Here is an 11,022-nt window from a genome sequence, read left to right on the forward strand (position 1 = left end):
GCAATTATAAAATGAAAAAAATTCTATTACTTTCCGATACTCATAGTCATATTGATGATACGATTATGAAATATGTGGTGCAAGCAGATGAAGTCTGGCATGCGGGTGATATTGGAAATTTAATTGTGACGGACACCATAAAAAAAAGCAAAACTTTGCGTGGTGTTTACGGCAATATTGATGATGATAAAGCTCGAATGGAATTCCCATTGCATAATAGATTTATGTGTGAAGGTGTTACTGTTTGGATTACACATATTGGTGGTTATCCAGGAAAATACAATCCGAATATTAAGGCTGAAATGGCTTCAAATCCTCCAAAATTATTCATTTGTGGTCATTCTCATATTCTAAAAGTGATGTTTGATAAGAAGAATAATCTCTTGCACATGAATCCTGGAGCTGCTGGGAAAAGTGGTTTTCACCAAATGAGAACTATGTTACGTTTCGTAATTGATGGTGATAAGATTAAAGATTTGGAAATTGTAGAAATAGAAAAGAAGTAAAGTAACCGCCGATTCGCTGATTATTTATATTTAGTCAATACTTTAAATCTGCGGCTAAAATTTCTCCACAAAAAAACCCGAATTGTTACATTCGGGTTTCCTTCGCACTAATAATAAACTAAGATTATAGGATTATCTCAATCTGTCCACAGATTTTACAAGATCTTCATCCTTTTTGATGGCTTTATTAGCTAAGACTAATAATACGATAGCAACAATAGGTAGAAACATCCCAATACCTTTCTCAGAAACAGCTAGTGTTTCTCCAGATAAATTTAGTGAGCGATATACAAACAAGCCTAATAAAATTAAATTTAATACGATATTCAATCTGCCAATAACAAACTGATTTTGTCTTTTTTTGAAGGAAATAATACTTAATAAAGTAAGAGTTGTGCTTAAACCAAAAAGGATAACATAGATTTGATTTTGCATAAATAGATATTCTTTACCGTCATTCATTGTCCATAATGGGAAAATGAAAGGTAAAATTCCAGTTGCCAAAAAGGCAAGAAGTAAATATATAGTTTGAATTCTTTGAAGCATTATCTTAAATTGTTTGACAAAAATATATTTTCTTTTTAATAAATACTATTGTAGATTAAAAAATATTCGTAATATTGCATAACAAAATCGTAAGTACTTCATTCTTCGGTCAATTCAAAATCAAAAATTTACTACACACTTTTTATAGTATTCCCAAATTATTTAAACTCATAGAACATTTATGTTTGACATTTCTGTATTAAAAGAAATGAAGCTTTCTGAGCTTCAAGAAATAGCTAAAGCAGCTAAAACAATAAAATTTGCAGGCGTAAAAAAAGAGGCATTAATTGGCCAAATTTTAGAACTTCAGTCAGCAACTATAGAATCTACTCAAGAAAACAAAACGGTTAAAGCTAAAGTTGAAGAAGAAAAACCTAAAAGAGCTCGAATTATAGCTCCCAAAAAAGTCGCCATCCAGAAAAACTCCAATAATTCTCTTTTTGCCGATGAAGAAATTGCTGTAGAGACAAACATTCCAGAAGCAAAAAATGAAAATCCAACTGAAGAAATAGCTCCTGAAAATAAAATAGGGAAGGTTATTAAATTTAACAAATCAGCTTACGAAAAGAAGATGGCTTTGCAAAAGCAAAAAGAAGAGGCAAAGGAAGCGTCTAAAGAAGTAGAGATTAACGATGAAAATAAAGATAATAAGGAATCTTCAACTGTCGAAAACAGTGATAATTCTGAAGTGATTGTTCCTGCTAAAAAATTAAATCCAAACCAACTACATAAACAAAACCAAAATCCTAATCAAAACGGGAATGGCAATGCAAATCCCAATTTCAAAAATAAGAAAAATAATTTTAGGGATTCAGATTTTGAATTTGACGGAATTATAGAAAGTGAAGGCGTTCTTGAAATGATGCCTGATGGTTATGGTTTCCTTCGTTCTTCAGATTATAATTATTTGGCTTCGCCAGATGATATTTATTTATCGACTTCCCAAATTCGATTGTTTGGTCTTAAAACTGGAGATACAGTAAAAGGAGTGGTTCGTCCTCCAAAAGAAGGCGAGAAATTCTTTCCATTAGTTCGCGTTTTAAAAATAAACGGACACGATCCGCAAGTGGTTCGCGACCGAGTTTCTTTCGAACATTTGACTCCTGTTTTTCCATCCGAAAAATTTAAATTGGCCGAAAGACAAAGTACTATTTCTACTCGAATTATCGATTTGTTTTCTCCAATTGGAAAAGGTCAACGTGGTATGATTGTAGCACAGCCAAAAACAGGTAAAACAATGTTATTAAAAGACATTGCAAATACCATTGCAGCGAATCATCCTGAGGTTTATTTGATTGTTTTATTGATAGACGAACGTCCAGAGGAAGTTACTGATATGCAACGAAGCGTTCGTGGTGAAGTAATCGCTTCGACTTTTGATAGAGAACCGCAAGAACACGTAAAAATTGCCAATATTGTTCTCGAAAAAGCAAAACGTTTAGTCGAATGTGGTCACGATGTAGTGATTCTTTTGGATTCTATTACACGTTTGGCAAGAGCTTACAATACGGTTCAACCCGCATCTGGTAAAGTGTTGAGTGGTGGTGTGGATGCCAATGCTTTGCAGAAACCAAAACGATTTTTTGGAGCAGCTAGAAATGTGGAAAACGGTGGTTCATTGAGTATCATTGCTACAGCCTTGACAGAAACAGGTTCGAAAATGGACGAAGTTATCTTTGAAGAATTCAAAGGAACTGGAAATATGGAATTACAGTTAGACAGAAAAATTGCTAACAAACGTATTTTTCCTGCTATCGATTTGACTTCTTCAAGTACGCGTCGTGATGATTTGTTATTAGACGCAAAAACATTGCAAAGAATGTGGATTATGAGAAAATACCTTTCGGATATGAATCCTATTGAAGCAATGGATTTTATCAACGATCGTTTTAAGAAAACCAAGAATAATGAGGAATTTTTGATTTCGATGAATGATTAATTTTCCTTTTAGATATAAAAAAAAGTCCCATTGGGACTTTTTTTTATATCTAAAAGATTGATTTAGTCTCTTCTAAAAGGTATTTTTTGACCATCATTTAAAATCATATTAAAAGCACTTTTGTCTTCATTGAATTCGAATTTTAGACCTGCTAATTCAGATTCAAAAGTATCTTTGGCAATAAGTTCTACTGTGAATTTTGGATAATCTGTTATTTCAACATTAATTACTCCTCGTTTTTTTGTAAAAACAATTTTTATTGGAGCATTTTTGTTAGAGAAAGTACCTAAATAGCCATCTAAGTTTACATCTTTTTCAATAATTCCTGTTGCTGAAGTCCAGCTATCGTTGCTATCGTTGCTGTCAGGCATCACGTGGTCTGGGTCAATTATAATACTTTCAATTTCTTCGGTTGAATCATATTTAAATGACCATTCTTTGTTTCTTTGCCAAATTTCTACTGGCAATTTAACACGTGAAACTTTGCCGCTTTTTGTTTTTATATCCAATACTACTGGCATTGCCATTTTTTCGAAGTTTTCGATTGTAATATAGACACCTGATTTAGGGTTGTTATCTACATATTTTATTGAATTGATACCTTGATCTAATTGCCAATTATTAACAAACCAACCTCTCCAAAACCAACTTAAATCCTCACCTGAAACATTTTCGATAGTTCTAAAAAAATCATCTGGAGCAGGGTGTTTGTATGCCCAACGGTCAACATAAGTTCGGAAAGCTAAATCGAAACGTTCTGGTCCTAAAATCTGTTCACGCAACATTACTAATCCAGCACTTGGTTTTGAATAACACAAAGGACCAATACTAACTTCCTTCATATTGTCTGGGGAACTCATAATGGTTTCAAGATTTGGATCAGTATATTTTTTTGTTGCCTCATGCAAGTCTTCAGGGTTGTCTTTGTATTCACCGTTATTAAAATCAACTGAGCTTAAAGTATTGATAAAAGTGTTGAATCCTTCATCCATCCATCCATATAAACGTTCGTTTGAACCAACAACCATAGGAAACCAATTGTGACCAAACTCATGGTCTGTAACTCCCCATAAATCGCCATTTTTATCCTTAGAATCACAAAAAACAATTCCAGGATATTCCATTCCGCCAACAATTCCAGCTACATTTGTTGCTGCAGGATAGGAATATTCGAACCATCTTTTTGAATAATTTTCAATTGAAAATTTGGTATATTCTGTCGAACGAGACCAAGCGTCATTTCCAACACTTTCAACTGGATAAGCAGAAATGGCCATCGATTTTTTTCCACTTGGCAAATTAATTCTTGCAGCATCCCAGATAAAAGCTGCTGACGATGCCCATGCAACATCACGAGCATTTTTTATTTTATAATGCCAAGTTTTTGAAGATTTAGAAAGTGTATTTGCTGTTGCAGCAACTTCTTCAGCAGAACGAATTAGGACTGTTTTATCACTTTGAGAAGCCGCAGCAAAACGTTTTTGTTGCTCAGAATTAAGCACTTCTTGTGAATTTACTAATTCGCCCGAACAAACTACAACTTGATTAGAAGGGACAGTGATATTTACATCAAAATCACCATATTCTAAGTAAAATTCAGAAGCTCCTAAATAAGGATTTGTATTCCATCCTCTTATGTCGTCATACACACACATTCTTGGATACCATTGTGCAATGGTAAAAATTTTACCATTTTTTGTTTCCAAAATTCCCATTCTGTCGGAACCTTCGTTAGGAGAAATAAAAGAATATTCAATTTTAATTTTGACAATTCCTCCTTTAGATTTTAAATCCTGAGGAAGAAAAACCTGCATTCTAGTATCATTAATGCTATATTTAGCATCAGTTTCTGTGGTTTTTCCTTTGCTTGTAGTGACAATTTTGACTGATTTAATTTTATCGCCTCCATCAAAAATTTGACCTTGAGCACCATTACGACTTCCAGAAATGGGAATCACGGCATTTCCGCGAGAATCAGATTTAAATAAATTTTGGTCCAAATACATCCAAACAAAAGACATTTTATCAGGGCTATTGTTGGTATAAGTTATTGTGCTTGTTCCTGAAATTTCATTCTTTGCATCATCTAATTTTGCCGTTAGTAGATAATCAGCTCTGTTTTGCCAATATTCAGGACCTGGTTGACCACTAGCAGAACGTGTAGTTGTTCCATCTTTCGAATAAAAGAATGGTGCAAAAGCAGCATGATAATCATAATTTGAAATTTGTTTATTTGCTGTAGAAGCGGGAATTTGTTGAGACCAAACGGTCGAAATTCCGAATAATAAAGTCAGTTGAAGTATGACTTTGAAACGATTATTTCTCATTTTTTTAATTTTCTACAGCAAATTAATGAAAAATAAAAATAAGACTGAATATAAATTTGCAATTTTGACAAAATTTTATCAATTATACAATTAGCATCCTTTTATTATTCAAAATTAAATTTATGAAATATATTTACACCATTAAGTTTATAACAACATAACAAGCAATAATTTTGACTACAACAATTTCAAATTCGTATTTAACTGCCCAAATAAATCAACTTGGAGCCGAACTTTTTTCGGTAACAGATAGTAACAAAAAGGAATATATTTGGGAAGGAAACCCTAATTTTTGGGGGAAACATTCTCCTGTTTTGTTTCCAATTGTGGGCACATTAAAAAACAATTTCTATCGTTATAATAGTGTTGAATATCATTTGTCTAGACACGGTTTTGCTAGGGATATACAGTTTGAAGAGGTTGAAAAATCTGAAAATAGTGTAACGTTTTCATTACTATCAACTGAAGAAACTAAGAAAGTATTTCCATTTGATTTTGAATTGCAAATCATTTATACTCTTGAGGAAAATAGATTGAATATTGAATATAAAGTCATTAATAATGGAGATTCTCAAATGCCCTTTTCTATAGGAGCTCATCCTGCATTTGCTTTGCCAGAAAATTTTCAAGATTATTCACTTGAATTTGAAAAAGAGGAATCTTTAGAATATTTCCTTTTGGAAAATGATTTGATTTCAAATAAAACAAAGAAACTTGAACTCGAAAATAAAACGTTGCTTTTAAATTATGAACATTTTGAAAATGACGCTTTAATTTTTAAATCATTGCAATCTAATACAATAACTATTTTAGAAAATTCAAATCCAATAGTAAAGGTAAACTTTGAAGATTTTCCTAATTTAGGGATTTGGACAAAAAGTAATGCGCCTTTTCTTTGTATTGAACCTTGGTTTGGATATTCGGACACGGAAGAAAGTTCAGGAAATCTTTTTGAGAAAGAAGGTATTCAAATATTAGAAACAAACGAAATTTTCAAAGCAAAATTTAGTATAGAAATCCTTTAATTCGTATAAAAATGATAACTATTAATTTTACTCCATTTCCCAATCTTGAAACCGAAAGGTTGAGTTTAAGACGCATTGTAAAAGAGGATGTAAATGAAATTTTCGAACTTCGATCGAACAAGCAAACAATGAAATACATTCCTAGACCATTGGCAAAAACTAAGGAAGATGCTCTTGGGCATATTACAATGATTGACGAAAAAATAGAAAATAACGAAGGAATTAATTGGGCAATTACATTAAAAAATAGTCCAAAATTGATAGGAATTATTGGTCATTACAGAATTAAACCTGAGCATTTCAGAGCAGAAATTGGTTATATTTTGAATCCTGAATTTCACGGAAAAGGTATTATTACTGAAGCAATAGATGAAGTTGTGAAATATGGTTTCGAAGTGATGAAATTGCATTCAATTGAAGCCATTATTGATCCTGAAAATTTTGCATCTGCGAAAGTTTTACAAAAAAATGGTTTTGTAAAAGAAGCTCATTTAAAAGAAAATGAATATTATGAAGGGCGATTTTTAGATACCGTCATTTATTCGATTTTGAATAATGGCTAATTTTAATTTTTGTTTATAATAGTAATTTAATATACAAATTAAAATTTTAAACTGCCAATAGCTTTATATTTGCCGCCGATATTACTGCATTTTAGAAAAATAATTTAAAAATATATTTTATGAAAAAATTACTTATTATAACTATTCTCTTGTTTTCAGTATTTTCTCAAGCCCAAACTTATATAAAAGGTAATGCGGTAACAGCTTTGGTACTTGTTCCAAATATTGGAATAGAAACTAGTATCGGAAAAAAAATCACTTTTCAAGCTGACGTTATGGGCTCTTTTTGGAAATCATTTAAGGGACATCATCCAATGGAATTTTATTCTTTAATTGCAGAAGTACGCTATCATTTTAATGAAAAATACAATGGCTTTTATTTTGGGGGACATGCCGGAGCTGACCGATATATGCTTCAAAAATGGAATTATTGGGGTTCTAATAAGTACGAAGATGGTTTTGGATACAAATTTGGTGGAACTATTGGATACGAGAAAAAACTAAAAGATAGATTTATGTTAGATTTCTTTGTTGGAGGTGGTTGGCATCAAGGATACTATCATGGTTACTATAATGACGGAACTCCAGGCAGATATGAAAAAGCCAAACATTGGAATATGAGTGGTGATTGGTTGCCTTATAGAGGCGGTGTTATGGTTTCGTACCGATTAAATTAAACTTTAAATTCAGGAATTGTTCTAACATACAATTCTTCGACCTTTTTTCTTGCCCATTCAGTTTTTCTTAAAAAAGTTAAACTCGATTTTATACTTGGATTATCTGTAAAACATTTAATTTTTATCAATTCGCTAAGAGTTTCAAAACCGTAATAATCTACAAGTTGTTCTAAAATTCTTTGTAGAGTCATTCCGTGAAGTGGGTCTTTTGATTGTTGCTTTTCCATTCTGTAAATTTATAAATTTTATGCGCATACGCTATTCGGAAGCATAAATTTGTCTAACTTTTTGGGGGCAGTGCCAATAGTAAGTAACGAGAAAGATATAATGTCGCAATTATTAAAAAGAGTTTTTGCCACCGATTAGAAGGATTAAAAAGATTTTTAAGCTAATTAACGAATTAATCTGTGCTAATCTGTGACCCGAGTGATAACGAACAGGCGAAGCAAATCTGTGGCAAAGGAATTCATTAAAATACGACATTAAATTTTAGCTATTACTTAGTTTTTTTGTTTTTATTAAAATTAGCTAATCTATCTTTTCAAAGTAAAATGACCTTTTGCTTCTCTTCCATCTTCTAATTTCACGGTGTACCAATAGTCGTCAGCTGGTAAATATTTACCATTAAAATTTCCGTCCCAACCTTGACTTGATGGAGATAATTGTTTAAGTAATTTTCCGTATCTGTCAAAAATATAAATAATGGAATTTTCATTAAAATTAGCATTCACTCCTTTTATATTCCAATAATCGTTGTACCCATCATTATTTGGTGTAAAGAATTTTGGAACACCTATTACTGCAATTTTTGTTGGGATTATGCCGCAACCATTTTTGTCTTTGATGAATACATCGTGAATTCCGGCTGAAACATCATCAAAGAAATTAGATTCTTGGTAATAACCATTTCTATCGTCTAAATTATAGACATATGCGCCAGTTCCGGTTACATTTATCGTTACTGTGTTTACATCAGTCAAATCAATAATTGCAATATTTTCAATGTGAGCTTCGTCTGAAGGGTTAACTTTTATGGTTCGAATTCTGCTACAACCCGAAGAATTAAATACTTCAACAGTATAAATTCCTGCTGAATTTGTATCTAATGTTGGGCTTGTATTTGGTATTACAATTCCATCTTTTGTCCAAACATAAGTGTAATTATCTTCAGATGTTCCATCTTGAATTCCAGCGTTGAGTTTTACAAATAAGTTGGGAAGATTGGTGCATACATATTCATCTTCACTTCCATTTGAATTCAAATTGATATTGGGTAACACTTCAACTTTTAATTCGACAAAAGGGCCCAAACCATAACAGGAATTGTCAATATCACTGTCAACACGAACCCAAATTTGTTGCGAGTTGGGATAACCAATGTTTCTATAATTAGAAATATCTGGAATAACATTGAGTTCTGCCAAAGCATCTGCCTGATTTCTATAATAAGTTATGCTGTAATTTCCTGATGGCAACAAATTAAGGATGTCATTTGAGACACTGCTAAAGTCGAAATTACTAATTCCATCTCTGTCGTCATTTATTGCATCTAAATAATCATCACAAACTGGGGGAATTTGAATTTTAAAAGTTGAAGGAATTTGGGTAGCCAAAACTTGTAAAGTTATTTCTGCTACGCTGAAACATCCGTTGGTATTTTCAATTCTTGACCAAACTGGCATTGTGCTTGGCGTGGTATTTACAAAAGCTAATGGATTTGAAATTAATTCTGCCGGATTTTCAGTATTGGCTCCAGCCAAAGAAGTGTAATAAGTAAAAGTTTCATTGGCAGAATTAGTTGAAATCACATCATTTTTTACTGTTAGATTGAAAGAGGTTATGGCATCTAAATTATCGTCACATTGAATGATGGTTATGTCATTTACAACAGGCAGAGTATGTACAACTAGAGTAGTTTCAGCAGAAAGTAAGCCACAAGAATTTCCTACTTTATTTAGCTGAACGCGATATTGATTACCATTCATTGCATTTGTCAAAGTTGTAATGGCTAAAGTATTTGTTGTTGTTCCTGAATAAGTTGTGTTATCTACAATATCAGTCCAATTTCCACCAGTAAAAAGTTGCCATTGATAAGTATTTCCACCGTTGTCAGCAACTGAAATTGTTGTGTTTTCCAATTCGCAAGTTGGAATGGCATTGGGTTGCGTTGTTATTACAATTAGAGCTGAAATTAAATAATTATTATTTGGACTTGAATAACCAATTCCACTTGTAACAATTCCATTTGCATCAACTACTATTGGATTATCTCCTAAAAAACCATCGCTATTTGGATCTAAAAATCCAGCTTCAACAACATCTGAACATAAATCATTGTCGCTATCTAAATCACGATAATTTCGAATTCCATCAGCATCGGTATCGATTCCAGTTTCTACTGAATCTAAAATTCCGTCATTATCGCTGTCTAAATCTAAATAATCAAAAATTCCATCATTGTCAGTATCAATGGGCGAAAATCCGGGTTCGAAGTTGTTGTCTAATCCGTCTTTATTTGAATCAATATTTGATAATGTCACAGTTGAGTTTGCTTGAGCTTCAATTGTGTCTGGAATTCCGTCATTGTCACTGTCACTGTCTAATTGGTCTGCAATTCCATCACTATCAGAATCTTTTGGCACACAAGTTGCAAAAAACTTTAGAGTTGATTTATTTGCATTGTCATCGGATAAATTTTTATGAGTAAAACGGATTGAATTGGATAAATAAGTTAGGAGTTTGAAAGTCCCAGATCCTGCTGCTAATGGAATCGAGCTATTTAATCTAAATCGGATTTCAAATGACGAAAACTCTGTTATTCCACTTTCATAAATGCCATCATAATTGGTGTCAATTAAGAGTTGATTGTCAGGATTGATTACTGTTATGGTTTTATCAATATCTGAGTTTACGATATATTCAGCGTCAGCATTTATCAAATCAGTTGGGTTTGCGATAGGAACATATTCAATTCCAACACTCATTGGTTGTAAAAAGTTTAATGTATAAGTAACACTATTTTCTTTTCCAGCAGGAACTTCAGAAATAAAACTACCATCGGCACTTCCTGTAAAGGGAATTAAGCTTGCATTTGTTGAAGTAGAAACCATTCCTGTAAATGAATTTGAATAATTGTCAACAGCAACATTTCCTGCATTTAAATTTGAAATATCGATGTTTTGGTTGCCGTAGGATTCTGTACAATTTGTGATTCCGTCATTGTCATTATCTATGTCAATGTTATCACAAATATTGTCATTATCAATATCAGTTGGACAGCTGCTAACTGGTATTTTATCCGAAAAAACATTACTGAGACAACCTGAAATACTTCCTCTTACTTGGTAATATCCAGGTTCAGTTGGTGTATATTCACTATTTGTAGCTCCCGTAATTTCGGTATCATTTTTATACCATTGAAAAGAATCATAAGAAGTAA

9 protein-coding genes are annotated in these 11,022 nt (G+C 32.4%); 5 read left to right on the forward strand and 4 right to left on the reverse strand.

From position 1 onward, the window contains the following. Positions 1 to 11: 11 nt before the first annotated feature. On the forward strand, positions 12 to 506 hold the full coding sequence (locus PHC28_RS01730) for a metallophosphoesterase family protein (RefSeq protein ID WP_300096139.1): 495 nt from the start codon (positions 12 to 14) through the stop codon (positions 504 to 506). Between the two features lie 132 nt (positions 507 to 638). Here PHC28_RS01730 and PHC28_RS01735 read toward each other — a convergent pair whose 3' ends face one another. Continuing rightward, complete coding sequence (locus PHC28_RS01735) at positions 639 to 1,052, reverse strand: DUF4293 domain-containing protein (RefSeq protein WP_300096114.1); 414 nt, start codon at positions 1,050 to 1,052, stop codon at positions 639 to 641. Between the two features lie 181 nt (positions 1,053 to 1,233). On the opposite strand from PHC28_RS01735, the gene rho reads away from it, so the two are divergent. Continuing rightward, on the forward strand, positions 1,234 to 2,991 hold the full coding sequence (gene rho / locus PHC28_RS01740; RefSeq protein ID WP_300096116.1) for a transcription termination factor Rho: 1,758 nt from the start codon (positions 1,234 to 1,236) through the stop codon (positions 2,989 to 2,991). Between the two features lie 62 nt (positions 2,992 to 3,053). Here the strand turns inward: rho and PHC28_RS01745 are convergent, their stop codons facing one another. Then, positions 3,054 to 5,318 (reverse strand): M1 family metallopeptidase, encoded by a 2,265-nt coding sequence (locus tag PHC28_RS01745; RefSeq protein WP_300096119.1) that lies wholly within the window; start codon positions 5,316 to 5,318, stop codon positions 3,054 to 3,056. A 173-nt stretch (positions 5,319 to 5,491) separates the two neighbouring features. Between PHC28_RS01745 and PHC28_RS01750 the strand changes: the two genes are divergently transcribed. The 3 genes from PHC28_RS01750 to PHC28_RS01760 all read left to right on the forward strand — a co-directional run bounded on the left by PHC28_RS01750 (position 5,492) and on the right by PHC28_RS01760 (position 7,583). Next, complete coding sequence (locus PHC28_RS01750) at positions 5,492 to 6,343, forward strand: aldose 1-epimerase family protein (RefSeq protein ID WP_300096122.1); 852 nt, start codon at positions 5,492 to 5,494, stop codon at positions 6,341 to 6,343. An 11-nt stretch (positions 6,344 to 6,354) separates the two neighbouring features. After that, positions 6,355 to 6,906 (forward strand): GNAT family N-acetyltransferase, encoded by a 552-nt coding sequence (locus tag PHC28_RS01755; RefSeq protein WP_300096125.1) that lies wholly within the window; start codon positions 6,355 to 6,357, stop codon positions 6,904 to 6,906. 119 nt (positions 6,907 to 7,025) lie between these two features. Beyond that, positions 7,026 to 7,583: a DUF3575 domain-containing protein gene (locus tag PHC28_RS01760; protein WP_300096128.1), complete on the forward strand. Its 558-nt coding sequence runs from the start codon at positions 7,026 to 7,028 to the stop codon at positions 7,581 to 7,583. On the opposite strand, the gene PHC28_RS01765 is transcribed toward PHC28_RS01760, so the two are convergent. Together PHC28_RS01765 and PHC28_RS01770 are read right to left on the reverse strand one after the other, a co-directional pair. After that, the gene (locus PHC28_RS01765) at positions 7,580 to 7,810 is read right to left on the reverse strand and encodes a VF530 family protein (RefSeq protein ID WP_300096131.1); all 231 of its coding nucleotides are present in this window, start codon (positions 7,808 to 7,810) and stop codon (positions 7,580 to 7,582) included. The genes PHC28_RS01760 and PHC28_RS01765 overlap by 4 nt on opposite strands. A 306-nt stretch (positions 7,811 to 8,116) precedes the next feature. Continuing rightward, positions 8,117 to 11,022 (reverse strand): T9SS type B sorting domain-containing protein (locus PHC28_RS01770; RefSeq protein WP_300096134.1); only part of this gene is annotated, 2,906 nt, incomplete at its 5' end.

It is taken from the genome of Flavobacterium sp. (assembly GCF_028712645.1).
In the GTDB taxonomy this organism is placed as follows: Bacteria; Bacteroidota; Bacteroidia; order Flavobacteriales; family Flavobacteriaceae; genus Flavobacterium.

What these genes read in the sequence shown, in the direction of transcription:
- PHC28_RS01730 (WP_300096139.1), top strand. Translation starts at nt 12, where the DNA reads ATGAAAAAAATTCTATTACTTTCCGATACTCATAGTCATATTGATGAT.
- PHC28_RS01735 (WP_300096114.1), bottom strand. Translation starts at nt 1,052, where the DNA reads ATGCTTCAAAGAATTCAAACTATATATTTACTTCTTGCCTTTTTGGCA.
- rho (WP_300096116.1), top strand. Translation starts at nt 1,234, where the DNA reads ATGTTTGACATTTCTGTATTAAAAGAAATGAAGCTTTCTGAGCTTCAA.
- PHC28_RS01745 (WP_300096119.1), bottom strand. Translation starts at nt 5,318, where the DNA reads ATGAGAAATAATCGTTTCAAAGTCATACTTCAACTGACTTTATTATTC.
- PHC28_RS01755 (WP_300096125.1), top strand. Translation starts at nt 6,355, where the DNA reads ATGATAACTATTAATTTTACTCCATTTCCCAATCTTGAAACCGAAAGG.
- PHC28_RS01760 (WP_300096128.1), top strand. Translation starts at nt 7,026, where the DNA reads ATGAAAAAATTACTTATTATAACTATTCTCTTGTTTTCAGTATTTTCT.
- PHC28_RS01765 (WP_300096131.1), bottom strand. Translation starts at nt 7,810, where the DNA reads ATGGAAAAGCAACAATCAAAAGACCCACTTCACGGAATGACTCTACAA.